The 24,949-nt window shown below is 62.3% G+C and carries 26 protein-coding genes; 13 read left to right on the top strand and 13 right to left on the bottom strand.

The window, feature by feature from the left end:
* Positions 1–34 precede the first annotated feature (34 nt).
* The 3 genes from leuS to holA are packed head-to-tail and all read left to right on the top strand — an operon-like array spanning position 35 to position 4,186.
* Positions 35–2,632, top strand: coding sequence for a leucine--tRNA ligase (leuS, locus tag ACN0YL_RS04805; RefSeq protein ID WP_417497218.1), 2,598 nt, complete (start codon positions 35–37; stop codon positions 2,630–2,632).
* A gap of 4 nt (positions 2,633–2,636) precedes the next feature.
* A complete protein-coding gene (gene lptE / locus ACN0YL_RS04810; RefSeq protein ID WP_417497219.1) occupies positions 2,637–3,137 on the top strand; it encodes an LPS assembly lipoprotein LptE in 501 nt (166 codons plus the stop codon).
* Positions 3,131–4,186, top strand: coding sequence for a DNA polymerase III subunit delta (gene holA / locus ACN0YL_RS04815; protein ID WP_417497220.1), 1,056 nt, complete (start codon positions 3,131–3,133; stop codon positions 4,184–4,186). The genes lptE and holA overlap by 7 nt, the downstream gene beginning before the upstream one ends.
* Before the next feature lie 5 nt (positions 4,187–4,191).
* Here the strand turns inward: holA and ACN0YL_RS04820 are convergent, their stop codons facing one another.
* The 6 genes from ACN0YL_RS04820 to ACN0YL_RS04845 all read right to left on the bottom strand — a co-directional run bounded on the left by ACN0YL_RS04820 (position 4,192) and on the right by ACN0YL_RS04845 (position 10,109).
* Complete coding sequence (locus tag ACN0YL_RS04820; protein ID WP_417490184.1) at positions 4,192–5,112, bottom strand: ParB/RepB/Spo0J family partition protein; 921 nt, start codon at positions 5,110–5,112, stop codon at positions 4,192–4,194.
* Positions 5,109–5,939, bottom strand: coding sequence for a ParA family protein (locus ACN0YL_RS04825; protein WP_417497456.1), 831 nt, complete (start codon positions 5,937–5,939; stop codon positions 5,109–5,111). Before ACN0YL_RS04825 ends, ACN0YL_RS04820 begins: the two co-directional genes overlap by 4 nt.
* Before the next feature lie 4 nt (positions 5,940–5,943).
* Positions 5,944–6,567 carry a 16S rRNA (guanine(527)-N(7))-methyltransferase RsmG gene (rsmG, locus tag ACN0YL_RS04830; protein ID WP_417497221.1) on the bottom strand — a complete coding sequence of 208 codons (624 nt, stop codon included), beginning with the start codon at positions 6,565–6,567 and terminating at the stop codon, positions 5,944–5,946.
* A complete protein-coding gene (gene mnmG, locus ACN0YL_RS04835) occupies positions 6,568–8,427 on the bottom strand; it encodes a tRNA uridine-5-carboxymethylaminomethyl(34) synthesis enzyme MnmG (protein WP_417497222.1) in 1,860 nt (619 codons plus the stop codon).
* A gap of 112 nt (positions 8,428–8,539) precedes the next feature.
* Positions 8,540–9,856 (bottom strand): tRNA uridine-5-carboxymethylaminomethyl(34) synthesis GTPase MnmE, encoded by a 1,317-nt coding sequence (mnmE, locus tag ACN0YL_RS04840; RefSeq protein WP_417497223.1) that lies wholly within the window; start codon positions 9,854–9,856, stop codon positions 8,540–8,542.
* Positions 9,857–9,860: 4 nt separating this feature from the next.
* Positions 9,861–10,109 carry a DUF6489 family protein gene (locus ACN0YL_RS04845; RefSeq protein ID WP_417490188.1) on the bottom strand — a complete coding sequence of 83 codons (249 nt, stop codon included), beginning with the start codon at positions 10,107–10,109 and terminating at the stop codon, positions 9,861–9,863.
* 53 nt (positions 10,110–10,162) lie between these two features.
* Between ACN0YL_RS04845 and ACN0YL_RS04850 the strand changes: the two genes are divergently transcribed.
* Positions 10,163–10,861, top strand: a complete 699-nt coding sequence (locus tag ACN0YL_RS04850; protein WP_417497224.1) for a dienelactone hydrolase family protein — start codon at positions 10,163–10,165, stop codon at positions 10,859–10,861.
* A 20-nt stretch (positions 10,862–10,881) separates the two neighbouring features.
* Here ACN0YL_RS04850 and ACN0YL_RS04855 read toward each other — a convergent pair whose 3' ends face one another.
* The 5 genes from ACN0YL_RS04855 to hemE form a co-directional block, all read right to left on the bottom strand.
* Positions 10,882–11,514 carry a glutathione S-transferase family protein gene (locus tag ACN0YL_RS04855; RefSeq protein ID WP_417497225.1) on the bottom strand — a complete coding sequence of 211 codons (633 nt, stop codon included), beginning with the start codon at positions 11,512–11,514 and terminating at the stop codon, positions 10,882–10,884.
* Between the two features lie 171 nt (positions 11,515–11,685).
* Entirely contained in the window at positions 11,686–12,990 is a 1,305-nt protein-coding gene (rho, locus tag ACN0YL_RS04860; protein ID WP_417469290.1) for a transcription termination factor Rho, read from the bottom strand.
* A gap of 223 nt (positions 12,991–13,213) precedes the next feature.
* Positions 13,214–13,669 (bottom strand): CopD family protein, encoded by a 456-nt coding sequence (locus ACN0YL_RS04865; protein WP_417490511.1) that lies wholly within the window; start codon positions 13,667–13,669, stop codon positions 13,214–13,216.
* A gap of 6 nt (positions 13,670–13,675) precedes the next feature.
* Positions 13,676–14,719 carry a ferrochelatase gene (hemH, locus tag ACN0YL_RS04870; RefSeq protein ID WP_417497226.1) on the bottom strand — a complete coding sequence of 348 codons (1,044 nt, stop codon included), beginning with the start codon at positions 14,717–14,719 and terminating at the stop codon, positions 13,676–13,678.
* 14 nt (positions 14,720–14,733) lie between these two features.
* Positions 14,734–15,771 (bottom strand): uroporphyrinogen decarboxylase, encoded by a 1,038-nt coding sequence (gene hemE, locus ACN0YL_RS04875; protein ID WP_417497227.1) that lies wholly within the window; start codon positions 15,769–15,771, stop codon positions 14,734–14,736.
* A gap of 440 nt (positions 15,772–16,211) precedes the next feature.
* On the opposite strand from hemE, the gene ACN0YL_RS04880 reads away from it, so the two are divergent.
* From ACN0YL_RS04880 to dnaQ, 5 genes are read left to right on the top strand one after another with little or no spacing between them, the layout of a single operon-like run.
* On the top strand, positions 16,212–17,051 hold the full coding sequence (locus ACN0YL_RS04880) for a pyruvate, water dikinase regulatory protein (RefSeq protein WP_417469285.1): 840 nt from the start codon (positions 16,212–16,214) through the stop codon (positions 17,049–17,051).
* Positions 17,048–17,638 carry a Maf family protein gene (locus ACN0YL_RS04885; RefSeq protein ID WP_417490193.1) on the top strand — a complete coding sequence of 197 codons (591 nt, stop codon included), beginning with the start codon at positions 17,048–17,050 and terminating at the stop codon, positions 17,636–17,638. The genes ACN0YL_RS04880 and ACN0YL_RS04885 overlap by 4 nt, the downstream gene beginning before the upstream one ends.
* Positions 17,635–18,480 (top strand): shikimate dehydrogenase, encoded by an 846-nt coding sequence (aroE, locus tag ACN0YL_RS04890; RefSeq protein ID WP_417490194.1) that lies wholly within the window; start codon positions 17,635–17,637, stop codon positions 18,478–18,480. Before ACN0YL_RS04885 ends, aroE begins: the two co-directional genes overlap by 4 nt.
* Positions 18,477–19,085 (top strand): dephospho-CoA kinase, encoded by a 609-nt coding sequence (gene coaE, locus ACN0YL_RS04895; protein WP_417490195.1) that lies wholly within the window; start codon positions 18,477–18,479, stop codon positions 19,083–19,085. The genes aroE and coaE overlap by 4 nt, the downstream gene beginning before the upstream one ends.
* A complete protein-coding gene (gene dnaQ / locus ACN0YL_RS04900; protein ID WP_417497228.1) occupies positions 19,082–19,783 on the top strand; it encodes a DNA polymerase III subunit epsilon in 702 nt (233 codons plus the stop codon). Before coaE ends, dnaQ begins: the two co-directional genes overlap by 4 nt.
* A 10-nt stretch (positions 19,784–19,793) precedes the next feature.
* Here the strand turns inward: dnaQ and secB are convergent, their stop codons facing one another.
* Positions 19,794–20,312 carry a protein-export chaperone SecB gene (gene secB, locus ACN0YL_RS04905; RefSeq protein ID WP_417490197.1) on the bottom strand — a complete coding sequence of 173 codons (519 nt, stop codon included), beginning with the start codon at positions 20,310–20,312 and terminating at the stop codon, positions 19,794–19,796.
* Between the two features lie 194 nt (positions 20,313–20,506).
* Between secB and ACN0YL_RS04910 the strand changes: the two genes are divergently transcribed.
* The 3 genes from ACN0YL_RS04910 to ACN0YL_RS04920 all read left to right on the top strand — a co-directional run bounded on the left by ACN0YL_RS04910 (position 20,507) and on the right by ACN0YL_RS04920 (position 22,949).
* Positions 20,507–21,136, top strand: a complete 630-nt coding sequence (locus tag ACN0YL_RS04910; RefSeq protein ID WP_417497229.1) for a Tim44/TimA family putative adaptor protein — start codon at positions 20,507–20,509, stop codon at positions 21,134–21,136.
* 139 nt (positions 21,137–21,275) lie between these two features.
* Positions 21,276–22,367, top strand: a complete 1,092-nt coding sequence (locus ACN0YL_RS04915) for a murein transglycosylase A (protein ID WP_417497230.1) — start codon at positions 21,276–21,278, stop codon at positions 22,365–22,367.
* A 3-nt stretch (positions 22,368–22,370) separates the two neighbouring features.
* The gene (locus tag ACN0YL_RS04920; RefSeq protein WP_417497231.1) at positions 22,371–22,949 is read left to right on the top strand and encodes a Smr/MutS family protein; all 579 of its coding nucleotides are present in this window, start codon (positions 22,371–22,373) and stop codon (positions 22,947–22,949) included.
* Positions 22,950–23,053: 104 nt separating this feature from the next.
* On the opposite strand, the gene hslU is transcribed toward ACN0YL_RS04920, so the two are convergent.
* Positions 23,054–24,358: an ATP-dependent protease ATPase subunit HslU gene (hslU, locus tag ACN0YL_RS04925; protein WP_417497232.1), complete on the bottom strand. Its 1,305-nt coding sequence runs from the start codon at positions 24,356–24,358 to the stop codon at positions 23,054–23,056.
* A 101-nt stretch (positions 24,359–24,459) separates the two neighbouring features.
* Between hslU and ACN0YL_RS04930 the strand changes: the two genes are divergently transcribed.
* Positions 24,460–24,903 (top strand): VOC family protein, encoded by a 444-nt coding sequence (locus tag ACN0YL_RS04930; RefSeq protein ID WP_417497233.1) that lies wholly within the window; start codon positions 24,460–24,462, stop codon positions 24,901–24,903.
* Positions 24,904–24,949: the final 46 nt, after the last annotated feature.

A 24,949-nucleotide genomic window follows, 5' to 3' on the forward strand; every position in this document is an offset into this window, starting at 1 on the left:
GCCGGACAGGCGGTCGAACGCTGCGAGCAAGTCTATGAGCCGATACAATCCACGTGAAGCCGAGCCAAAGTGGCAGGCGGCTTGGGCGGAGCGTGACTGCTTCCGCGCGGGCGGGCCCAAGGCTCAGAACGGCAAACCCAAATACTATGTGCTGGAGATGTTTCCCTATCCGTCAGGGCGCATCCATGTCGGGCACTCGCGCAATTACACGATGGGCGACGTCATTGCCCGCTACAAGCGGGCCCGCGGCTTTGACGTCCTGCACCCGATGGGCTGGGATGCCTTTGGCCTGCCGGCCGAGAATGCGGCGCGCGATCGCGGCGTTCACCCGGGAAAATGGACCCACGCCAATATCGATGTGATGCGTGGCCAGCTGCAGCGCCTCGGCCTGGCGCTCGACTGGAGCCGCGAATTCGCAACCTGCGACCCGTCCTATTATCGGCACCAGCAGGCGATCTTCCTGAAATTCCTCGAGAAGGACCTGGTCTATCGCAAGACCGCCAAGGTCAATTGGGATCCCGTCGACCAGACCGTGCTGGCCAATGAACAGGTGATCGATGGGCGCGGCTGGCGCTCTGGCGCCCTCGTCGTCCAGCGCGAGCTGGATCAGTGGTTCTTCAAGATTACCCGCTACGCCGACGAACTGACCGATGCGCTCGACACGCTGGATCGCTGGCCGGAAAAAGTCCGTACCATGCAGGCCAACTGGATTGGCCGTTCCCGCGGTGCGACGGTGAGCTTTCCGCTGACTGATGCCGATATTGCCAATCAGTTCGGCGCCACCGTCGACGTCTTTACCACCCGTCCGGACACACTGTTCGGTGCCAGCTTTCTGGCTCTCGCACCCGATCATCCCATCGTGCGCAAGATCGCCGAGGACAATCCTGAGGTCGACCTCTTCATGCGCGAATGCGCGCGGATGGGGACAACGGCCGAGGATATCGAGAAGGCACCAAAACGCGGCGTTGATCTCGGTATCACGGTACGTCATCCCTTCGATGAATCATGGGAACTGCCTGTCTGGTCAGCGAATTTCGTGCTCTCATCCTATGGGACGGGCGCGATTTTCGGCTCACCGGCCGGCGATCAGCGCGACCTCGATTTCGCCCGCAAATACGACCTTGCCGTCAATCCGGTTGTCCTGCCCGCAGGCGCGGACGCCAACAGCTATGAGATCGACGACGAGGCCTATACCGGCCCCGGCACGATCTTCAATTCGCGCTTCCTGGATGGTTTGAGCACAGAAGCCGCGCTGAACCGCGCGATCGAAGAGCTTGAGTCCCTGGGTCTCGGCAAGGGTGCGACCAGCTATCGTCTGCGCGACTGGCTGGTCTCGCGCCAACGCTATTGGGGCTGCCCGATTCCAATCATCCATTGCGATGATTGCGGTGTCGTCCCGGTACCGGAAGACCAGTTGCCGGTCGAATTGCCCGAAGACGTCACCTTCGACGAACCGAGCAACCCGCTCGAGCGCCATCCGACCTGGAAGCACACAACCTGCCCGTCCTGCGGCAAGCCGGCGCGCCGGGAGACCGACACACTCGACACCTTTGTCTGCTCGTCCTGGTATTTCCTGCGCTTCACCTCGCCCTGGAGCGAGAACAAGCCGTTTGATGCCGCCGAAGCGGCCCACTGGATGCCGGTCGACCAGTATGTCGGCGGGATCGAGCACGCGATTCTCCACCTGCTCTATGCGCGCTTCTTCACCCGGGCCCTCAATGATACCGATCTGCTGAACATGGACAGCGGCGAGCCCTTCGCCGGCCTGTTTACCCAGGGCATGGTCACGCATGAAACCTTCAAATCCGGTGATGGCCGCTGGCTCTCGCCCGAAGAAGTCGATCGCAAGCATGACAGCGCCACGGAAATCGCCACCGGCAAGCCGGTCACGATTGGCGGTATCGAGAAGATGTCGAAGTCCAAGAAGAATGTCGTCGATCTCGACGCCTTCGTGGAGGATTTTGGCGCCGATGCGGTGCGCTGGTTCGTCCTGTCCGACTCGCCGCCTGAACGCGATGTCGAATACACCGATAGCGGTGTCGAGGGCGTCTGGCGCTTTATCCAGCGTCTGTGGACGGTCATGACCTCATTGCCCGAAGGCGCACCGGGGCCGCTAGCTGTGGCATCCGGCGCTGAAGGCGATGCCCTGGCGCTGCGCAAAAGCGCTCACAAGACCCTGAAGGGCGTTACCGAGGCGATCGAAGGTTTCCGCTTCAATTCCGCGGTCGCGCAGATCCACGACCTCGTCAATGCGCTGCGCAAGGCCGAAGACGGCGGGGACGGCATGGTCGCGGCGCGCGCCGAAAGCCTTGGTATCCTTGCCCGACTGATTTCGCCCTTCATTCCGCATCTGGCGGAAGAATGCTGGCAAGGCCTGGGTGGCGAAGGTCTGATCATCGACGCACCATGGCCGGTGGCCGACCTTACCCTGCTGGTGGAAAACGAGCTGGTGCTGCCGGTCCAGGTCAATGGCAAGCGCCGCGGCGAGATCCGTGTGAGCAAGGGCCTCGATCAGGAGAAGGTCAGGGAAATCGCGATTTCCGAAGAAGGGGTGGCGCGCTCGCTGGAAGGGCTTACGATACGCAAAGTCATCGTGGTGCCTGATCGCATCGTGAACATCGTCGCTGGATAGAGATATGCGCCCTTTGCGTCTTGCTGCCACTGCCCTCGCCTTCCTGCTGACCGCCGGGCTCTCAGCCTGCGGCTTCACACCGATGTATGCCACGGGTGGTGTTGCCGCCGGCCTTGCGGACATCCGGGTCGAGACAGGACGCGAACGCGTTGACTATTATCTCCAGGAAGCGCTGCTCGACGGCATGGGCGCGCGCGCGGCCGACGGCCCATATACGCTGCGCGCCACCACCACCGTGAGGTCTACCCCGTTTGGCGTCGGCGCCGACGCGATTGCAAGCCGTTATGCAGTGAGCGTCCGCGTCAACTGGCAATTATACCGCGAAGGCGGAATTGACCCGGTCGCGACAGGCCGGGCCAGCAGCAGCGCCTCCTATGATGTACCAGCGGGAGTTTACGGCGCGCTGTCGTCGGAGACCGATGCCGAGGACCGGGCGCTTGATCTGGCAGCGGACCGCATCATCACCCAGCTCGCCCGCGCGATGCAGGACAGGGACACGTGGTAAAACCATCGCCACGCGATGTGGATGCGCGACTTGCGCGTCCTGACCCGGCTCTCAAGGCCTATCTGATCTTCGGCCCCGATCGCGGCCTGGTGCATGAACGCGCCGATACGCTGGCCGCTGCCCTGGTTCCCGATCCCGACGACCCCTTCGCGGTTACCCAGTTAACCGAGGAAGATCTCCGGGCCGACCCGGCGTCACTCGCCGATGCAATGGCCGCGATGTCCCTGACCGGAGGCGCCCGTCTGGTGCGGGTTCGTCTGAGCGGCGAAACCGGCAGTGGGCCGATTCTGGAACTGGTGACAGCGCTGGAGAAGGGTCAGGCCCAGGCCGAAGCCTGCCTGATGGTTGAATCCGGCGATCTCACGCCGCGTGGCAAGCTTCGAAAGCTGTTTGAGCCCGCCAAAACCGCAATGGCCGTAGCCTGTTACGCCGATTCAGCTCAGTCACTCGCCGATCTTGCAGCCAAAATGCTCGCCGATGAGGGGCTGAGCCTGACGGCCGCAGCGAGAATGGCCTGGCTGCCTCGGCTGGAAGGGGATCGCGCCTTTGCCCGCAGCGAAATTGAAAAGCTCATCCTGTTCAAAGGCTTGAAGTCGCAGCGGCCCGAGGGCGATGATGTCGTCGATATCGGTGATGTCGAAATGATCGCGGCGGATCAGGGCGATGCCGCGCTCGACGCGATTATCGGGCCGGTGCTCGACGGCAATATGGCTGTCGCCGACAGCGCCTATGTCCGCGCCCTAGCTGGCGGCACCAGCGCCGTCGGTGTCCTGCGCGCCTTGCAGCGCCGGCTCGACCAGCTTGGATCGGTGGCCGCGGCGGGCGGCGACGACTTGGCCATTACCCGCAGCGGTGCGCCGCGCTACGGTCCACAGGCGGCCCAGTTCCGCGGGCAGATGAAGATGTGGCGCGGACGCCGGCTCGATGCGGCGCGGCAATTGGCGTTTGATGCCGAACGCGCGGTCAAACGTGCCGCCAGCCCGGTCGATACCTTGGTCGGTGATCTCCTGCTGCGCCTGGCGCGGGGCGCGGCGCGAATGCGGGCCTGATGGCGTTAGTGCTCGGCGGAGCTGAGCCGCCGGCAGACATCGTCGAGCTGTTCCAGCGTTTTATAGTGCACGCGGATCTCCCCGCCATCACTGCCATGCCGGATATCAACATCCAGACCCAGACGCGCCGAGATGTCAGCTTCAAGCGACCGTGTGTCAGCATCTTTGTCAGCGGTTGCCGAAGCTGGAGCGGGACGGCGCCCACCGGGCTCATGCTCCGGTTTGGGGCGTGCCAAACGCTCGGCATCGCGCACAGAAAGCCCTTGATCAACAATCAGTTGGGCCAGTTTTTCCGGCTCTGGTGCAGCAGCAATGGCGCGGGCATGGCCGGCCGATATCCGGCCATCAGCCAAAAATGTCAGGACCGTGGCGGGAAGCGAGAGCAGGCGCACCGTATTGGCAACATGGCTGCGGCTCTTGGAGACGGCGCGTGCTACATCTTCCTGGGTGTGACCATAGCGATCAATCAATTGGCGGTAGGCTTGGGCCTCTTCGACCGGATTGAGATCGGCACGCTGCACGTTTTCGACGATGCCGATTTCCAGCGTTTCCTGGTCCGAAAGCTCACGGACGAGCGCCGGGACCTCATGCAGACGCGCCCGTTGCGCCGCGCGCCAGCGCCGCTCTCCGGCAACAATCTCATAGCTTTCAGACGCGCCCGCGACCGGCCGCACCAGGATGGGTTGAACAATGCCCTTCTCGGCGATAGAGGCGGAAAGCGCTTCTAGCTCTGCCTCACCCATTGCCTTGCGGGGCTGGTCGGGATTGGCACGGATCAGTTCGATCGGCAGCATGCGAACGCCATCGCGCGATGGCCGCGCCTGGTCGGCCGCGGCTGGCGCGGCTTCATAGGCCTCACCTTCGGTCTCGCCGAGCAGGGCTGAAAGCCCGCGGCCGAGACGGCGATTCTTGTCGGGTCCACTCATGCGACTTCACCCTGTTTCTGGCGGCTGCGACTGCGTTCCTGCCGGACGATTTCACGGGCAAGCCCGAGATAGGCCTGCGAGCCGGAACAGGCGAGATCATAGAGCAGGACAGGCTTGCCTACGGAGGGGGCTTCCGAAACCCGCACATTGCGGGGAATGACCGTTTTGTAGACCTTGTCGCCAAAATGCCCGCGGACATCGGCCGCCACCTCGGCAGAGAGATTATTCCGGGAATCATACATTGTCAGGACAATGCCCTGGATCTCGAGCTTGGCATTGAGATGGCCGCGAACACGCTCCACCGTACGAATAAGCTGGGTCAGCCCTTCAAGCGCGAAGAATTCACATTGCAGTGGCACCAAGATGGAATCAGCCGCCGTCATGGCATTGACTGTCAGGACGTTCAGCGAGGGCGGGCAATCGATCAGGATATAGTCGAAGCCGTCTGAATCATGCCGCAAGGCCTGAAAATACTGGTCGACAGCTCGTTTGAGCCGGTAGGAGCGGCCCTGGTCCGTTGCGAGCTCCAGCTCTGCTCCTGACAGGAGGACATCCGACGGCAGAATCGACAATCCGGGCACCAGGGTCGACACCAAGGCATCGCGTAAGGGCACATTTCCGACCAGAACATCGAAGGAGGTGGTGGTGCGGCGCGCCGGCGGCACGCCCAGTCCGGTGGAAGCATTGCCCTGGGGATCGAGATCGATGATCAGGACCTTCTGCTTCACTGCTGCGAGTGCCGTGCCCAGATTGATAGCGGTTGTCGTCTTGCCGACTCCGCCCTTCTGATTGGCGATCGCGACTACCCGGGGCGCGCCTTGGCGCAGGACATCATCGGACACGTTGTACCTCACTGATGCGCAGGATCACACCATCGCCGGTCTGACTGGGTATGACTTCGCATTCGAATGTCCAGTGTTTACGCGCTTCGGTCAATTCATCACGGTAGTGCCGACCCTTGAAAAACAGGCCGACAACCCCGTTTTTCAACAAGGGGGCAGCAAAACCCAATAATTTATTCAGCGGTGCGAACGCGCGCGCCGTGACGACCTGGAACCCCTCAGCGGGATCCATCTTCTCGACCCGGGTTGCGCGCGCCTCGGCGTCAACGCCGAGTTCGGCGATGACGCGGTTGAGGAAAGCCGTCTTCTTGGCGACCGAATCGATCATCACCACGTGGACACCCATACCCCGGTCGCGGAAGGCCAGGGCCAGGGCCAGACCGGGAAAGCCGGCGCCGGCGCCCAGATCGGCAATCCGCTTCGTATCGGACGGGATCAGCTGCAGCAATTGCAGGCTATCGAGGGCATGGCGTTCCCAGAAATCCTCCAGCGTCGAGCGCCCGACGAGATTGGTATGGGAATTGGCCTCGACCAACAGCTCACGCCAGCGGTCGAACCCCTCGGCTGTTTCACGTGAAACACCGGTGGCAGTCTCAAACTCGTCGCGGGTCAATCAACTGGCCTCTTTGTTCTGGCGTTTGACATGGGCAAGCACCGCCGTCAGGGCGCCCGGCGTGACACCTTCGAGCCGCGCGGCCTGGCCCAGCGTGTCAGGACGCGAGGCGTTGAGGCGTTCGCGCGCTTCATTGGACAAACCACCAACCGCTGCATAATCGAGATCGGCAGGAATGCGCACAGCCTCATCGCGGCGGAAGGCCAGGATGTCGGCCTGTTGCCGGTCAAGATAACCGGCATAGACCGCGTCAATTTCCATTTGCTCGGCGACGGCGCCATCGTATTGCGCCAACTCAGGCCAAACCCGCGTAACGTCAGCCCAATTGATGTCGGGATAGGCGAGCAGGTCAGCGGCATTGCGGCGGCGCCCGTCGGAATTGACTGACAAGCCATGGCGCTGAGCTTCGTTTGGCGTGATGTCGAGCGTGGCGATCTGCGCCCGCGCCTGATCGAGCCGTTGCTGTTTCACGTGAAACATATCGCGGCGCATGGCCGAAGCGGCGCCAAGCTCGATCGCCTTCGGGGTCAGGCGTTGATCGGCATTATCGGCGCGCAGAATCAGCCGGTATTCGGCCCGCGACGTGAACATGCGATAGGGCTCGCTAACGCCGCGCGTGATCAGATCATCAATCATCACCCCGATATAGGCCTCGGAGCGACTAAGGATAAACGGCGCGCTGCCACCTGCTGACAACGCGGCATTAAAGCCGGCCACCAGCCCCTGGGCCGCCGCCTCTTCATAGCCCGTCGTGCCATTGATCTGACCGGCCAGCCACAGGCCGGGCACGACGCGGGCCTGCAGGGTCGCGTCGAGCTCACGAGGATCGACGTAGTCATATTCAATTGCATAGCCGAAGCGCTTGACCTCAACCTGTTCCAGACCCGGAATGGTGCGCAGGAACGCATCCTGTACAGTGTCCGGCATCGAGGTCGAAATCCCGTTGGGATAAACCGTGTCATCATCCAGTCCTTCCGGCTCCAGGAAGATCTGGTGCTCGGAGCGATCGGCAAAACGCACCACCTTGTCCTCGATGGACGGGCAATAGCGCGGGCCGCGGCCGGCGATGGAGCCGCTATAGACCGCCGACTGCTCAAGATTATCGGCAATGATACGGTGCGTCGCCTCGGTGGTGTGGGTGATGGCGCAACTGATCTGCGGCACGGTGATCCGGTCAGTCAGAAACGAAAATGGCACCGGCACATCATCAGCCGCCTGCTGGTCGAGACTGTCCCAGGCGATCGAGGATTTGCGCAGGCGCGCCGGCGTCCCGGTCTTCAGGCGCCCCATCCGCAGGCCCAGCCCATACAAGGTCTCGGCCAGGCCAATTGATGGTTTCTCATCGACGCGGCCGGCGGGAATTCGCTCCTGGCCACGGTGGATCATGCCGCGCAGAAAGGTGCCGGTGGTCAACACAACACTGCCGGCCCGATAGTTCTGGCCAGCCGCATCGACAACGCCGACACAGCGCCCCTCATCAAGGATCAGGTCCTCAACCGGCGCGGCCCGGATTTCCAAATTCGGTGCCTGGCCGAGAACCGCCTGCATCGCCTCGCGATAGAGCTTGCGATCCGATTGCGTGCGAGGGCCCCGCACGGCCGGACCCTTGGAGCGATTGAGCAGGCGGAACTGAATCCCGGACGCATCCGCCACCCGCGCCATCACCCCGTCCAGGGCGTCCACTTCCCGGACCAGATGCCCTTTCCCGAGACCGCCGATCGCGGGGTTACACGACATTTCGCCAATCGTCTCGAGCTTGTGGGTCAGCAGGAGTGTGCGGGCGCCAAGGCGCGCCGAGGCTGACGCCGCTTCGCAGCCGGCATGACCGCCGCCGATAATGATGACATCCCAGGAATTCATGATCGCTTACCCATCCGCGGACCCGTGTCCGTCGAAGCCGGCTACATAAGGCTCCCGGCCCCATGAGTCGAGACGCAGCCGCCAGTGTTTCACGTGAAACATCGACCGGTAGTTATTTTCCGATGCAGAACTGACTGAACACCCGATCGAGAATATCCTCGACATCGACCCGTCCCGTCAGCGATTCCAGCGCCCGGACCGCGAGGCGGGCATCCTCGCCCGCCAATTCCGATGCGTCCGCCAGACGCTCACGGCAACGCATCAGCGCCGCCTGGGCCGCTTCCACCGCACGCCGATGCCGTGCCCGGCTCAGGGCCGGCATTTCGCGCGCACTCAGGCGTTCGCGCACGATCGACTCGATCCGGGCCTCCAGGGCGTCAACGCCGGCCCCCGTGGTCGCACTGATGCGAAAACCACTTCCATCCTTGCGATCCGGCATCAGATCGAGCTTGTTCAGCACCAGCAGATCACTGTCCTGCAACCGCCCCTGCAAGTCTTGCAGCTCGGCCTGCGAACGCGCATCGGCAACACCGATCCGCAGATCCGCGTGCTCGGCCCGGTCCAGCGCCCGCCGAACCCCCTCAGCCTCGATCGCATCGACAGCCTCACGCAGCCCGGCCGTGTCGCTGATTACTACCGGGAAACCGGCCATGATGAGACGAACCTCAACAATATCGCGGGTTGTGCCCGGAATATCCGTCACAATCGCCGCATCACGTCCTGCCAGTCGATTCAGTAGGCTCGACTTGCCCGCATTCGGCGCCCCGATCAGCGCGATGGAAAACCCGTTGCGGACCCGCTCTCCGCGTCGCCCGTCGGCCAGATGCGCCGCCATCGACTCCAGCAGCCCGCTGAGCGGCTGATAGGCCCGGTGCGACAAGGCATCAGGGACGTCTGCCTCGTCCGGAAAATCAATCTCGCCCTCTATCGAGGCCAGCACCGAGATCAGCGCCTCGCGCCAGCCTTCATAGAGATGTTTCAGCGAACCCGACATCTGCGCCAGCGCCTGCGTGCGCTGACCTTCAGTCTCGGCCTCGATCAGATCGGCAAGGCCCTCGGCCTCGGTCAAATCGAGCTTGTCATTCTCGAACGCGCGCCGCGTAAACTCACCCGCCTGCGCCAACACCCCGCCCGCAGCCTCGATCGCGGCGATCGCGCCATCAATGACCGCCGCACCGCCATGCAGATGCAGCTCGACACAATCCTCGCCGCTGAAACTGGCCGGCGCCGGGAACCAGAGCACCAGCGCCTGGTCAAACACATCGCCCTGCACCGTATACAGCTTGCGAAGACTGGCCTGGCGCGGCGCTGGCAGACCTCCAGACAGCATGGCGCCAAGAATATCCCCCGCGCCAGGGCCGGACAGGCGCACAACCGCAACCCCGGAACGTCCGGGCGGGGTAGCGAGGGCATAAATCGTTGTTGTCACGTGATTATTTCTTGCCACCGGCCGCCGGCGTCACGGCCGCCTGGCGCATCAGATTCATGAAGGTATCGGTCATCTGGCCCCCATAGGCGTTCCATTGCCGCATCAGCGCATCGGGCTCGAGGGAGCTCATATTCTCTTCCATGCGGCGGATCATCTCATTGGAAAGACGCTCATTGAGCGCCGTGACATCGGGAAGCCCTAAAAAGGCCCGCGCCTCGGCCGGCGTACAATCGACTTCAACATTGACCTTCATCTCGATCTCCCAAAATGTTCAAATAGTCTTATCGCACAGAATGGAGGCGCACCATGAGCGGGCAGGACATAGAGATCGAATCCGAAGATGGCAATTTTTCCGGCTATCTTTCCGTCCCGGCCTCGGGATCCGGCCCGGGCGTGCTGGTCCTGCAGGAGATTTTCGGGGTCAATCCGGCGATGCGCTCGATCGCGGACTGGCTCGCCGCCGCAGGCTTCACCGCCCTGTGTCCAGATCTGTTCTGGCGGATCGAGCCGGGCATACAGCTTTCCAGCGAAGACGATGCCGGCCTCAAGCGCGCCTTCGAACTGTTCGGACTGTTCAATCACAACACCGGACTTCGCGATATCCAGACCAGTCTCGCCACACTGCGCCAGCTTGACGCCTGCACCGGCAAGGCCGGGGCCATCGGCTACTGCCTCGGCGGCCTGCTCGCCTATCGCACCGCCTGCCATACCGACAGCGATGCCAGTGTCGGCTATTACGGCGTCAGCATCGCGGACCGGATCGGTGAAGCCGCCGGCCTCTCCCGGCCCCTGATCCTTCATATCGCCGGCGATGATGAATTCGTGCCGCCCGAGGCCCAGAACCGGATGCATGCCGGCCTCGGAAGCAACCCCCTGGTCACCCTGTATGACTACCCCGGTCAGCATCACGCCTTCGCACGCCCCGATGGTGACCATTACGATGCGGCCAGCGCCGGCCTGGCCAATCAGCGTACACTGGTGTTTCTGCGCCAGCATCTAGCCTGAGACCGGGCCCTGCAGGCCCCTCAGTCGGCCGAACTGGCAATCGCCCAACCCGGCCGGCTGGTCATGCGGCTGAAATAGGTTTTCAGGTTCTCCGGGGCATCGCCAAACTGACGGATCAGTTTCAGCAGATAGAACATATAGGTGATCGAGATATCGGCGGCCGTGATGCGCTCGCCAGCGATGAACTCGCGATCACCGACCCCGTGTTCCGAGGCAAATCGGAGCAATTTATCGGTCTCGTATTTCGCCCATTGCGCCAGGTTGGCGTCGCGCTTGTCCTCCGGCAGTAATTGCGTGTGCGCCAACAACAGCGATACCGGCATGGTCATCCCGCTTTCGCCAAAATGCAGCCAGTGCAGGAAGCGGCCGTAATCCGCCTCATCAGGCGTCACATCAAGCGGGCTCGGTCCATAGCGGCCGAGCAGATATTGCATGATCGCGATCGAATCGAGCACGATCTCATCGCCATCCTTCAGCGCCGGTACCTTGCGCAGGGGGTGGATCAGGGCATAGCTCTCATCGCCGGCCGGCCGCGCTGCAAACTGCACCGTGTGGAGCGTGTAGGGCAGGCCCATTTCCTCAAGCAGCCAGCGCACCCGGATCGAGCGGGTTTGCGGGGCATGATAGAGTGTCAGATCAGGCGTCGGTGCCATCGGGTCATCCTCCGGATAAATTCGCCCAATCCAACCGCCAATCACGCCACGTGAAAAGTGATCTCTTCCGGATCGCTGCCATACACGCCTATCCTCCTGAGGGAAGAAATACAAAAAGCCCGCCAAAACAACGTTCTGGCGGGCTTTTGTCAGTAACAGTCAGGATTCGGATCAGGTATTCATCGAATCGAAGAATTCGTCATTTGTCTTGGTCTGACGCAATTTATCGAGCAGGAATTCGATTGCATCCTGGGCGCCCATCGGATTGAGGATACGGCGCAGCACATACATTTTCTGCAATTGCGCCTTGTCGACCAGGAGTTCCTCTTTCCGCGTACCGGATTTGAGGATGTCGATCGCCGGGAAGACGCGCTTGTCGGCGACCTTGCGGTCCAGCACGATTTCCGAATTGCCGGTACCCTTGAACTCTTCGAAGATGACTTCGTCCATCCGGCTGCCGGTATCGATCAGCGCCGTTGCAATGATCGTCAGCGAACCGCCATGTTCGATATTGCGGGCGGCACCGAAGAAACGTTTCGGCCGCTGCAGCGCATTGGCGTCCACACCGCCCGTCAGCACCTTGCCAGAGCTCGGAACGACCGTGTTATAGGCCCGGCCAAGGCGGGTGATGGAATCGAGCAGGATGACAACGTCACGGCCGTGTTCGACCAGGCGCTTGGCTTTCTCGATCACCATCTCGGCAACCTGGACGTGGCGCGTCGCCGGTTCGTCGAAGGTCGAGGAGATCACCTCGCCCTTCACCGTGCGCTGCATGTCGGTGACCTCTTCCGGTCGCTCATCGATCAGCAGGACCATCAGATAACAATCGGGGTGATTGGTCTCGATCGCGTGGGCAATGTTTTGCAGCAGAACGGTTTTACCGGTCCGCGGCGGCGCGACGATCAGGCCGCGCTGGCCCTTGCCGAGCGGCGCCACGATATCGATCACACGGCCGGACCGATCCTTGACCGTCGGGTCAGCCAGCTCGATCACGAAGCGGGATTCGGGATAGAGCGGCGTGAGATTGTCGAAATGCACCTTGTGGCGGGCGCTTTCCGGTTCCTGGAAATTTATCGTGCTGATCTTCAGCAACGCGAAATAGCGTTCGCCATCGCGCGGACTGCGGATCTCACCCTCAACCGTATCGCCCGTCCGCAGACCGAATTTACGGATCTGGGTCGGCGAAACGTAGATATCATCGGGACCGGCCAGGTAATTGGCCTCCGGCGAGCGCAGGAAACCGAACCCGTCCTGCAGCACTTCCAGAACACCGCCGCCATGGATCTCGACGCCGCGTTCGGCGAAGGCCTTCAGGATGGCAAACATCATCGCCTGCTTGCGCAATGAGGATGCATTTTCGATTTCAAGCGCTTCGGCGAATTCGAGCAATTCTGTCGGCTTTTTGAGTTTCAGGTCCTGCAACGTCATGCGCTGCAGGCCTTCGAGCAATGCCGGCGTGGTTGTTTGGTCGGTCATGATCAATCTGTTTTTTCAGGCAGGGAAAACCGATTCCCGGACGGGAACAGGCTGGTACAAGCAAACCGGGTGCCAAGGTTCAAGCATGGTCCCGAAGCGTGAGGATTGGGCAAGCGCCTGTTGCAGAGGCTGGCTTGACCGAAAAGGAGAGGATCCACGTGTGGAGTCGTGCAAGGCTTGCCATGCAGAACTGCGACCGTCAAGCGCCCAGTGGCTCCGGCCCCTAGCGCAGGGCCACGACAGCGATGAACACAATCAGGATAGCGGCGAGGAAAGGCATTTCATTGAGAATGCGATAGGAGCGATCCGGCCAGTCATTGCTGCCGTCCTGGAAGCGCTTGTAGCGCAGCGCCAGAACATGGTGCAGCCCGGTCATCACGGAAACCAGCGCGAATTTCCCGAACCAGGCGAAGCTGACAAACACTGCCCAGCTCCCGGCGCGCTCGGCATTCGCCCATACCAGCAACAAACCGAATATCCACGCGGCAATCATCGCCGGGTTCATAATGATTTTGAGCAGACGCTGTTCCTGAAGCTTCAGCGTTGAATCCAGCTCCCCGCCGGGAATGGCGCTGCAGTGATAGACAAACAGGCGCGGCAGATAGAGCAAGCCCGCCATCCAGGCGATGACAGCAAGGATATGCAGGGCCCGAAGCCAGTCATAGGCGGCGAGGATCATCATGATTCAAACCTCGTTCGGAGCGTTCGGGCAAGCCGGACAGGAGGCCGGGCAAAGCCGGGTCCCGCCTGCAGGCGCCAGGCCCTCCGGAGAAGCTAGCGCCTGCTCGATCATGGCGACAAGCGCTTCGATGAAGCCTGGCGTCGTTCCCAGCGCGGGCACGCGCGAATAGCCGGCAACCCCGCTGGCCTCCGCCAATTCGGCATATTCCTCATCGAGCTCGACCAGGGTCTCGATATGCTCGGACACGAAGGCAATCGGTGTCAGCACGACATGCCGGGCCTCGGCGCCTGCCTGGCGCACCGCATCATCGGTTGAGGGCCCGATCCATTTCATCGGCCCCACCCGGCTCTGGTAACAGACCTGCCAGTCCGGCAATTCCGGCAGCAGGGCAGCTACCGCCGCCGCAGTCTGTTCGATCTGCCATTGATAGGGGTCCCCGGCCGCAATCACCTTTTCCGGCAAGCCGTGGGCCGAGAACAGCAAGCGGGCATTCTGCGGAGCGCCGGCAGCCTGCCAGCTTTCCCGGATGGCATCGGCATGGGCTTTCACAAAGCCCGACTCGACCGGATAACAGCACACAGTATGAGTTTCCGGCCCGCCCGCCTTGCGCCAGGCCCCCAGGGAAGAGCCGGTCGTCGTGGTGGAAAAATGCGGATAGAGCGGCAAAAGCACGGTCTCGTCCGGCTGCCAGTCCGTAACCTCGCGGGCCACATCTTCCGTAAAAGGGTGCCAGTACCGCATCGCCGGCCAGATCCGCACGTCACGGTCCGGAAAACGTTCGGCCAGATATGGCTCGAGCGCCGCGATCTGGGCCCTGGTTTCCGGCAGAAGCGGGGAGCCGCCGCCCATCTTGGCATAATTGGCGCGCGCCGGTTTGGCCCGCAGTGTCGAAATCAACCAGGCCAGCCCCTCACGAACCGGTGTCGGAGCACCAATGATCGCAGGATCGCGGAACAGGTTGCGCAAAAACGGCTTTACGGCTTCCGGCCCATCCGGTCCGCCCAGATTGAACAGGACAATGGCGAGTTTTCCGCCTGGTCTGGTCATGGTCTGCTCCGTTGTCACGATGACCGGCGAATGCGCGCCAGCAATTGCTCGACATGAGCGATGGGCACATCGGGCGTGATGCCATGACCCAAATTGAAGATATGCGGTCGCCCTTCCCAGGCAGCCAACAAGCGATCAATCTCGGAGTCGAGCGCAGACCCACCTGCCCGCAAAACCGATGGATCGAGATGGCCTTGAACCGGGAGGCTGTCCGGCAATACCGAGCGGGCCCACTCAGGTTGGACGGCGGTGTCGAGTGCCAAGGCCGTCACCCCGGTTTCCTTGGCGTAGCGCGGATAAAGCGTTCCGGCGCCGCGTGGAAAGCCGATGATCGGCACCATCACGCCAGCCGCGCGTACCTGGTCTACAATCCGCTTGGTCGGCCGGATGATAACGCGCTCGAACAGGGGCTCTGGCAGGCCTTCAGCCCAGCTGTCGAACAGCTTGAGAACCTCGGCGCCGGCATGGGCCTGCATGATGAGGTATTCGGCCGTCGCGTCCGCGATACGGTCGAGCATGCCGTCGAATGCGACCGGATTGCTCCAGGCCGCGACACGGGTCGCATAGCGATCCTTCGATCCGCCTCCCTCGACCATATAGGTCGCGACCGTCCAGGGCGATCCCGCAAAGCCGATCAGCGTCGTATTCGCCGGCAATTGCGGCTTCACCAGCCGCAGCGTCTCGCCAATCGGTGCGAGAACTTCAGCGACACGACCCTGATCGAGGCCTTCGAATTCAGCCGGATCGAACGGATCGAGTTTCGGACCTTCGCCGGTCACGAACCAGACCTTGCGTCCCAGTGCGATCGGGATGAGCAGAATATCGGCGAACATGATGGCGGCATCGAACCCGAACCGCCGGATCGGCTGCAATGTAACCTCCGCTGCAAGTTCCGGCGTGAAGCAGAAATCGATGAAATTGGCAGCCTTTGCCCTGACCTCACGATATTCCGGCAGATAGCGTCCTGCCTGCCGCATCAGCCAGACTGGAGGTGGGGATTGGGTCTCGCCGGCGAGGACGGCGAGAAGCGGTTTTTCGGAAGTGCGTGTCATTGGGCCTGATTAGTCTGGTCTGACCGATCATTCAATGCGGCCCTTTCACTCATATAGATATATGTTTTTTTAGAGTCGTAATTGTAGGGCCGTGAAAACCGGGGAGGTCCGGATTTATCCAGTCATACCAAAAACTATATCCACCCTTTGCCGGATTGCGATGTACGAGCAGCGCAGGCGCTATAAATACGGGCAGGCGCTAAAAAACAAAAACTTACAGACGATAGATTTGTTGAAATCTCAGGGGAATATTGTTGAAATAAGACCCCAAATCACCAATTCCCAACCGGTTTTGCACACGGCAGCAGATGTGGATAGACGTGTGGGTAGTACCGGGTCATACCCGGTGAAACCCACAATCCCGGACGTCCGGGTCCGTCCCTGGGGACAATTGCCCTAGTTATTAACAAAACGTAAACGCTCTTGAGGCCGCTATCATCATGTCCACCACATCGAGGCCACGGCTGAACACATCATTCCATATCCACATGGTTTCCGATTCGACCGGCGAAACCCTGATGGAAGTGATGCGCGCCTCGGTCGCTCAGTTTGAACACACCAATCCGCTGGAGCATCTCTATGCGCTGGTGCGTTCCTCGCGGCAGCTTGATCGTGTCCTCGAGGAAATCGAAGGCTATCCCGGTGTTGTCATGTACACGATCGTCAATCCGGATCTGCGCCGCGAGCTGGAATCGCGCTGCGCTGATCTCGGCGTGCCGGCCATTGCAATCCTCGATCCGATGCTGGCGACACTGAGCACCTATCTCGGTCGAGCGATGGCCAGTCGCGCCGGGGCGCAGCGAGCGCTTGACGCTGACTATTATCACCGGATGGATGCCCTCAACTTCGCCATGGCTCATGATGACGGCCAGGGCGATAATTTCGAGAATGCGGATATTATCCTGCTCGGCGTCAGCCGGACGTCCAAGACCCCGACCAGCATCTATCTGGCCCACCGCGGCTATCGTGCGGCCAATATTCCACTCGTTCGCGGCGTGCCGGCACCGGAATTCCTGTTTGAGCTTCGCCATCCCCTGATTGTCGGCCTGACGGCGTCGCCAGAGCGGATTGTCCAGATCCGGCGGAACCGGCTTTTGACCCTCAATGAGGACCGCTCGACCGACTATATCGATGATTTCGCGGTGCGTGATGAAATCGTCGAAGCCAAGCGCCTCTATGCCAAGCATGGCTGGCCCAATATCGATGTTACCCGACGTTCGGTGGAAGAGACTGCGGCCAAGATCATCAACATGCTCAACGAAAAGCGAGGCCGCCAATGAGCCGTCTGATCCTGGCCTCGGGCAGTCAGATCCGCCGTCAGATACTCCAGGATGCCGGGATCGCCTTCGAGACGATCAAGTCGGATGTTGATGAGGATGCGCTCAAGTCGCAGCATGCCGGCCTGTCGCCCGCCGAAATGGCGGTTCTGCTTGCCCATGCCAAGGCCAGCCAGGTGTCGCGGCAAAATCCGGATGCTTATGTGCTCGGTGCTGATCAGACCATGGAGCTTGATGGGCAGTTACTCGACAAATTGCCCAATCGTGATCTTGCCCGGCAGCGCCTTCTGGCCATGCGAGGCCAGGCGCACCAGCTGCATGCCGGTCTCGCCCTGGTGCGTGGCGGCGAGCCGGTCTGGCAACACCAGCAGAGCTCGACCCTGTGGGTGCGGCCTTTTACAGACGAATTCCTCGGTCACTATCTCGACCGGGCCGGCGATGAATTGACCGCCAGCGTCGGCGCCTATGCATTTGAGGGTCTGGGCGCACAATTGTTCGAGCGTGTTGATGGCGAGTTTCACGCCGTGCTTGGCCTGCCGCTCGTGCCCTTGCTGGGTGCCTTGCGCGAACACGGGGTATTGTTGAAATGAGGCCGACCGGTGCCGCCCGGATAGCAGGTGTGGTCGGTGATCCGATTGCGCATTCGCTGTCGCCGAGCCTGATGTCGGCCTGGATCGAGGCGGCTGGTCTCAATGCTGTCTATACGCCCTACCGGGTTGCCGGCGAGCAGGCGGCGGAGTTTTTTCGGGCGCTTGCCGCAAGCCAATGCGCCGGCCTCAATGTTACGCTGCCACACAAGCAGACGGCCCTGGCGGTCAGCGATGAAGCCAGCGCCGCTGCGCGCGCCATCGGTGCTGCCAATCTCCTGACATTCCGCGATGGCCGAATTCACGCCGACAATACGGACGCAGCCGGATTTCTCAATGCCCTGAAGGTCAGCCAGGTTGAGCCTTCGCGTGGCCCTGTACTGATCCTGGGCGCCGGCGGCGCGGCGCGCGCGATCCTTTATGCGCTGGTCGAGGCCGGTGCGCCCGAGATCCGGCTCAGCAATCGCAGCCGCGCCAATGCCCGGGCCATGGCCGATGACCTTGCACCGGGCGCGCAAATTCACGATTGGGACCGGCGGGACGACGCCCTGGCCGGCGCCTCGCTGGTCGTCAATGCCACATCGCTGGGCCTGTCCGGCGGCGAGGATCTTGTGTTTGACTGGAGCCGGGCACCGGGCGATGCCGTGGTGGCTGACAGCGTCTACAAACCGCTCGAGACCGGTTTTCTGCGAGATGCTGCGGCGCGTGGGCTGAAAACCATCCATGGCCTTGGCATGCTGATTGGTCAGGCCCGGCCTAGCTTTGCAGCCTTTTACGGCGCGTCGCCGCCTGAAACGGTGGAGGCCGAGGCGCTGCTGGTCTCCTTGCTGGAGGCAGCCGAATGATCACCATTGGCCTGACTGGCTCCATCGGAATGGGCAAGTCGGCGACTGCCGACCTGATGGCCGAGGCCGGTATCCCGGTTTTCGATTCCGATGCCAGTGTCCACGAATTGTATGCCAAGGGTGGCAAAGCCGTCGCGCTGATTGATGCAGCCTTTCCCGGCGTCGTGGTTGACGGCGTGGTCGACCGCTCGCTTCTCTCGGCAGCCCTGCACGAGGACCCGTCCGGTTTCGCGCGCCTGGAGGCCATCGTCCACCCGTTGGTGCTGGAACAACGCGAGGCCTTTCTGCATCAGGCGCATCTTGCCGGCGCGGACCTGGTTGTTTTCGACATTCCGCTTCTGTTTGAAACCGGTGGCCATGAGCATGTCGATCATGTGCTGGTGGTCCACGCGCCGGAAGCTGAACGCCGTGCCCGGGTCTTGCGGCGTCCGGGCATGACGGAAGCCAAGCTCGACGCCATAATCGCCCGCCAGCTCGATGATTCGAGCAAACTGGCGCGTGCGGATTACCGGGTCGAGACCTCGGGCGGCCTTGAGGATGCCCGGCGTCAAATCGATGTCATCCTGGCGTCCATCCGCGGGCAGATCGAGGAGCAGGACCAATGATCCGCGAAATCGTTTTCGATACCGAGACGACCGGTCTCTATGCCACCTCCGGCGATCGTGTCACCGAACTGGGCTGCGTCGAGGTGATCGATTTCATCCCAACCGGCAAGACCTGGCACACCTATGTCAATCCACAGCGCAGCACGCCCAAGGAAGTGGTCGAGATCACCGGCCTGACCGATGCCTTCCTGGCCGACAAGCCGCTGTTTGCCGATGTTGCGGCAGAGTTCATGGAGTTCGTCGGCGATGCCGGCTTGGTCGCGCATAATGCGCCCTTTGACCGTGGCTTCATCAATATGGAGCTCGAGCGGCTTGGCCATGCCGGCTACCCCGAGGCCCGCTTCAAGGATACGGCCCGCATTGCGCGTGCCAAATTCCCGGGTTCCTATGTGTCGCTCGACGCCTTGTGCAAACGCTTCGGCATCTCGCTGGAAAGCCGCGACAAGCACGGCGCCCTGATCGATGCCCTGCTGCTGGCGGAGGTCTATCTGGAATTGTCCGGTGGCCGGACGCGGGCGCTGGACCTGAGTGGCCAGGGCGAAACAGGTCCGGGTGAGGTGGTGTTTCCGGCACGTCAGCCGCGGCCGCAGGCGCTGGCCCAGCTGCTGACAGAAACAGAGCGCGCCGCCCATGCTGCCTTCATTGAGGAGCTGGGCGAAAACGCGCTCTGGAACAAGTTGAAGATCGGCCGTAGCTGATCAATTCTGGCTAGTTGCTGGCTTCAGGAGCACCATTGCCATTGGTGTCGGCACCGGGAGCCGCGGCAGCCCGCTTCATCATTTGCTGGCGATAGAGGCCGGCGAAATCTACCGGATCCAGCATCAGCGGCGGGAAGCCGCCATCGCGGGTGGCATCGGCCAGGATGCGGCGTGCGAACGGGAAGAGCAGGCGCGGACACTCGATCAGCAGGAAGGGTTCGCGATCGACATCAGCGATATTGGCCAGCTGGAACAGGCCGCCATAGGCGAGCTCGGAGATGAAAACGACATCATTGTTCTCGCGCGAGGCCTTGGCATTGATATTGAGCACGACCTCGAAGGCACCATCGGAAAGCGAGCGTGCCTGCACATCGATCGCAAGATCAATCGCCGGAGCCTGGGCATTGCGCAGGGTCTCGGGCGCGCCGGGGTTCTCGAACGACAAATCCTTCACATATTGCGCGAGGATACGCAGTTGTGGCGGCTGTGGCGGTGTGTTTTCGGCAGGCGTGGCAGGAGCGTCGGTCATGAAAATCCCCAAAGGACGGGCGTCGGTGATAGGGTAGCGGCCAATATGGCCACACGAAACGAGGCGCGCCGGTTAACATGCGGGCCGGGCCGGAGCAAGCATGCTGGGTTTCAGCGAGAAGGCTGACGTCCGGACAAATAGCGGCTATATCTGATCAACATTCCCTACCGGCCCAGTCGAGCGGCGAAAATCACATGATTGAAGTTATACCCACCGTCATTTTCGCAGGCATCGCGATCTTCATCGCGATCCGCCTCTATTCGACCCTCGGGCGCCGCGAGGGCCATATGGAAGAGCCCCCGGTGATCGACCCGAACGGGCGTCCATCCCTGTCCGATGTGCCGCAGACGCATTTGCGTCCGGCCTTCGAGGGACGGGCGGCGGCCGGGCTTGAGGCAATTGCCGCGGTCGATTCGCGCTTTGATCCCGAGGCTTTCCTGTCGGGTGCCCGCACGGCCTATCAGATGATCGTCGAGGCCTTTGCCAAGGGCGATCTGGCTGCCTTGCGGCCGCTGCTGGCCGACAAGGTCTACCAGCGCTATGCCGACGCGATCCAGGCGCGCAGCGAGCGCAGGGAGAGCGTTCGCACCGAGATCGACCGGATCAAGTCGGCCGAGATCATCGAGGCCTCGCACGACGGCGCGACGGCGCGGGTCAAGGTTGCCTTTGTCGCTGAAATCGCAACGGAAACCCTGAGCGAGGCCGGTGAGCGTGTCTCCGGTGATATCGGCACGCTGAACACGGTGCATGAAAACTGGCTGTTCGAACGGCGCACCGACACCAATAATCCGAACTGGGTGCTGACCGGTGTGGCGGCGGTATAGCCCGGCCGCCCTGATTGCCCTGCTGCTGGTTGCAGCATGTCAGCCAGCACCGGCACCAGAACCCGGGCCGCCGGAAGAACCGCCGGTAGAACAACCGCTTCCAACTGGACTACAATTGCTCCCGGCGGGCTGGGACGCGATGGCCGGCTGGTCCGGTGCCGATCTGCGACCGGCGCTCGGCGCTTTCCTGCGTTCCTGCGCCCAACTCGATAACCGCAATGATTCCGATCCGTTGAGCCCGCGGGCACCGTGGGCGGGACAGGTGGGCGATTGGCGTGCCGCGTGTACGGCTGCGGCGATGACGGGACTTTCACCCGAAGCGGCGCAGGCGACGTTTGAGGCCTTCTTTGCCCCGGTGCGGGTGATAGCGCTGGATGAATCCGGCGCGGTGGCGGGCGAAACCGGCCTGCTGACCGGCTATTACGAACCCTATGTCGAAGTGCGCGATACGGCGGACAATGAGTTCAGCCAGCCCCTGCGGCGGCGGCCCGGTGATATGGTCTCGGTGGATCTGGGTCTGTTTGACTCCGGTCTGGCGGGGCGGCGCATCGTTGGCCGGGTGAATGACGGGTCTCTGGTGCAGTATTATAATCGCGCCGAGATCGAAGCGGATAACCGCGGCGAGATTTTCGCCTGGGGCCGGCCGATTGACGTGTTCTTCCTGCAGATCCAGGGCTCCGGCCGCCTGGTCGATGCCGCGGGTAACCAGAGCCGTGCCGCGTTTGCGGCCCATAACGGCCTGCCCTATCGCTCGATCGGGCGCGAACTGATCGAGCGCGGTGAGCTGGAGGCGCATGCGGCCTCGAAAGCGGGTATCGAAGCCTGGCTGATGACGCACGGGGCCGAGGCGACGGCCGAGCTGTTTGCGGTCAATCCGCGCTATGTTTTCTTTGAAACACAAGCACTTGACGATCCCTCGCTCGGGCCGCGCGGTTCGTCTGGCGTTGCCCTGACACCGATGGCCTCGATCGCGGTCGATCCGGCCTTTCATGCCTGGGGCGTGCCGGTCTGGCTCAGCGCGGATCTGCCCGATTTGCCTGCCTGGACAGGGCTGGTCATCACCCAGGATGGCGGCGGTGCGATCAATGGCCCGTTGCGCGGGGATTTCTTCTGGGGCTGGGGCGGAGTTGAGGAGCGGCGCGCCGGAACGACGCGGGCCCAGGCGCAATGGACTGTTTTGCTTCCGGTTTCTGTCGCCCAGCGCATCGTTGATGCGACGCCGCCGGCCTGATCGATGGCGCGCAAACGATCCCTGCGGCCGGAGGAAAAGGCGATCTGGCGCAAGGTGGCCGGCTCGGTGAAGCCGATTTCGCCCGACCGGATCGAGCGGCTGGATGATCCGGAAGCTATTGAACCCACACAGGAAAAACCGGCTCCTGACAGCAAGATGTCACTGCGGCATGGCCATTTCCCCCATCCCCACACCCGGCCGAAACATCCGCCTCTGCCGGTTGATCGCGGCAATGAGAAACGGGTACGGCGGGGCCGGATGGAGATTGACGGACGGCTCGACTTGCATGGTCTGACACAGGATATCGCCCTGAGAACGCTGAGAAATTTTCTCTCGATGGCCTATCGCGATGGCTATCGGACGGTGCTGGTGATCACCGGCAAGGGGTTCAAGGCGCGTGAGCGCGAGAGCGAGCCCTGGGAGTATCATGACGAGCCGGGGATTCTGCGGCGCAAGCTGCCGGAATGGCTGGGTAATCCGGAGTTTCGTCAGTGGGTGTCAGGGTATGCGGCGGCGCATTTGCGCCATGGCGGCGGCGGCGCGTTTTACGTCACCATGCGCCGGGTGAAGCCGGTGAAATAGACGGCGCCCGGGTGTCGCCCGGATCATCCCCTGTGTGCACCGGGTTCGGACCGGATCTGCACCGCATCATCCGCTCATGATACCCGGCGCGCAGCCCGCCGACATTACAAGATGAATTTCGACAGATCGGTATTCTTCGCCAGATTGCCGACATGCTCGGCGACGTAATCGGCGTCGATCTGAATCGTCTCGCCATCGCGGTCCGACGCGGTGAAGGAAATTTCCTCGACCAGTTTTTCCATCACCGTCTGCAAACGCCGGGCGCCGATATTCTCGACCGAGGCATTGACCTCGTGCGCCAGCGAAGCCAGCGCGTCGATCGCCTCATCGGTGAAATCGAGCGTCACCCCCTCCGTCCCCATCAGCGCGACATATTGCGTGATCAGACTGGCTTCCGGTTCGGTCAATATCCGTTTGAGGTCGGCTTCGCTCAGCGCCTGCAGCTCGACGCGGATCGGCAGCCGGCCCTGCAGCTCGGGCAGCATGTCGGACGGCTTGGCCAGGTGGAAGGCACCCGAGGCGATGAAGAGGATATGGTCGGTCTTGATGATGCCATGCTTGGTGGTCACCGATGTGCCCTCGATCAGCGGCAGCAGATCGCGCTGCACACCCTCGCGCGAGACGTCGGCGCCGCGGGCATCGGAACGGCCGACAATCTTGTCGATCTCGTCGAGGAAGACGATGCCGTCCTCCTCGGCCAGCTTGATCGCATCGGCGGTGATGGCGGCATCATCGAGCAGTTTGTCGGCCTCCTCGGCCAGCAGCGGCTCATAGGCCTCTTTCACCTTCATGCGCACGGTTTTCTTCTTGTTGCCGAAACCCTTGCCCAATATCTCGCCGAGATTGATCACGCCGGCACCGCCACCGGGCATGCCGGGAATATCCATCATCGGCATGCCGCCGGCATCATTGAGTTCGATCTCGACATCCCTGTCGTCGAGCTCGCCGGCGCGCAGCCGCTTGCGGAAGCTCTCGCGGGTCGCCGGACTGGCGCCCGGACCCACCAGCGCATCGACGACGCGGTCCTCCGCCTGGCTTTCGGCCTGGGCCTTGACCGCCTCGCGGCGGGTTTCGCGCACCAGGGTGATGGCGACCTCGACCAGGTCGCGGGCGATCTGGTCGACATCGCGGCCGACATAGCCGACCTCGGTAAACTTGGTCGCCTCGACCTTGATGAAGGGCGCCCCGGCCAGCTTGGCCAGCCGGCGCGAGATCTCGGTCTTGCCGACGCCGGTGGGCCCGATCATCAATATATTCTTCGGCATCACCTCTTCGCGCAGCCCGGCGGCGAGCTGACGCCGGCGCCAGCGATTGCGCAGCGCGATCGCGACCGCCTTCTTGGCATCGCCCTGGCCGACAATATGCCGGTCGAGCTCGGAGACGATTTCGCGGGGGGTGAATTCGGTCATGATCGGGTTCACAATGCTGAAGGCCGGGCGGTGATGCGGTGACTGGCTCCGTGTTATGTAGTCAGGCCGGTGCGATGAAACCAGTGCTGAAAGGCATCAAGATGACGCAGCCCCGCCCCGCGAGCCAGACCCGCCCGCGTTTCCACCTCGCCTTCCCCGTCGACAGCCTCGAGCGGGCCCGCGCCTTCTACGGCGATCTGATGGGCTGCCCCGAGGGCCGCTCGTCCGAGAGCTGGGTTGATTTCGACTTCTACGGCCACCAGATCGTCGCCCACCTCGCCCCCGAAGAATGCCAGGCGGTCGCCACAGGCGGCGTGGACGGCAAGGCCGTCCCCGTCCGCCATTTCGGCCTGCTGATGGCCTGGGACGACTGGGAGACCCTCGCCGAGCGCTTCCGCGCCGCCGGCGTCGATTTCGTGATCGAGCCCTATGTGCGCTTTGCCGGCGAACCGGGCGAGCAGGGGACCTTCTTCCTGCGCGATCCGGCGGGGAATGCGCTGGAGTTCAAGTGTTTTCGGGATGAGGGGGGGATATTTGCGACGTAGGGGGGAAATTCAAATGGGCGCCATATCAAATGAAGCGGAAATTAAA

Origin of the sequence: Maricaulis sp. (assembly GCF_048269565.1) — a bacterium.
In the GTDB taxonomy this organism is placed as follows: Bacteria; Pseudomonadota; Alphaproteobacteria; order Caulobacterales; family Maricaulaceae; genus Maricaulis.

Bases quoted from the DNA above. Each gene is read 5' to 3' on its own strand.
- dnaQ (WP_417497228.1), top strand. From the start codon at position 19,082: ATGATCCGCGAAATCGTTTTCGATACCGAGACGACCGGTCTCTATGCC.
- lptE (WP_417497219.1), top strand. From the start codon at position 2,637: ATGCGCCCTTTGCGTCTTGCTGCCACTGCCCTCGCCTTCCTGCTGACC.
- ACN0YL_RS04920 (WP_417497231.1), top strand. From the start codon at position 22,371: ATGGCGCGCAAACGATCCCTGCGGCCGGAGGAAAAGGCGATCTGGCGC.
- hemH (WP_417497226.1), bottom strand. From the start codon at position 14,719: ATGACCAGACCAGGCGGAAAACTCGCCATTGTCCTGTTCAATCTGGGC.
- mnmG (WP_417497222.1), bottom strand. From the start codon at position 8,427: ATGAATTCCTGGGATGTCATCATTATCGGCGGCGGTCATGCCGGCTGC.
- rho (WP_417469290.1), bottom strand. From the start codon at position 12,990: ATGACCGACCAAACAACCACGCCGGCATTGCTCGAAGGCCTGCAGCGC.
- hslU (WP_417497232.1), bottom strand. From the start codon at position 24,358: ATGACCGAATTCACCCCCCGCGAAATCGTCTCCGAGCTCGACCGGCAT.
- ACN0YL_RS04880 (WP_417469285.1), top strand. From the start codon at position 16,212: ATGTCCACCACATCGAGGCCACGGCTGAACACATCATTCCATATCCAC.
- ACN0YL_RS04820 (WP_417490184.1), bottom strand. From the start codon at position 5,112: ATGAGTGGACCCGACAAGAATCGCCGTCTCGGCCGCGGGCTTTCAGCC.
- ACN0YL_RS04855 (WP_417497225.1), bottom strand. From the start codon at position 11,514: ATGGCACCGACGCCTGATCTGACACTCTATCATGCCCCGCAAACCCGC.
- ACN0YL_RS04915 (WP_417497230.1), top strand. From the start codon at position 21,276: ATGGCCGGCTGGTCCGGTGCCGATCTGCGACCGGCGCTCGGCGCTTTC.
- coaE (WP_417490195.1), top strand. From the start codon at position 18,477: ATGATCACCATTGGCCTGACTGGCTCCATCGGAATGGGCAAGTCGGCG.
- leuS (WP_417497218.1), top strand. From the start codon at position 35: ATGAGCCGATACAATCCACGTGAAGCCGAGCCAAAGTGGCAGGCGGCT.
- ACN0YL_RS04865 (WP_417490511.1), bottom strand. From the start codon at position 13,669: ATGATCCTCGCCGCCTATGACTGGCTTCGGGCCCTGCATATCCTTGCT.
- ACN0YL_RS04850 (WP_417497224.1), top strand. From the start codon at position 10,163: ATGAGCGGGCAGGACATAGAGATCGAATCCGAAGATGGCAATTTTTCC.
- ACN0YL_RS04910 (WP_417497229.1), top strand. From the start codon at position 20,507: ATGATTGAAGTTATACCCACCGTCATTTTCGCAGGCATCGCGATCTTC.
- aroE (WP_417490194.1), top strand. From the start codon at position 17,635: ATGAGGCCGACCGGTGCCGCCCGGATAGCAGGTGTGGTCGGTGATCCG.
- secB (WP_417490197.1), bottom strand. From the start codon at position 20,312: ATGACCGACGCTCCTGCCACGCCTGCCGAAAACACACCGCCACAGCCG.
- hemE (WP_417497227.1), bottom strand. From the start codon at position 15,771: ATGACACGCACTTCCGAAAAACCGCTTCTCGCCGTCCTCGCCGGCGAG.
- ACN0YL_RS04845 (WP_417490188.1), bottom strand. From the start codon at position 10,109: ATGAAGGTCAATGTTGAAGTCGATTGTACGCCGGCCGAGGCGCGGGCC.
- ACN0YL_RS04885 (WP_417490193.1), top strand. From the start codon at position 17,048: ATGAGCCGTCTGATCCTGGCCTCGGGCAGTCAGATCCGCCGTCAGATA.
- ACN0YL_RS04930 (WP_417497233.1), top strand. From the start codon at position 24,460: ATGACGCAGCCCCGCCCCGCGAGCCAGACCCGCCCGCGTTTCCACCTC.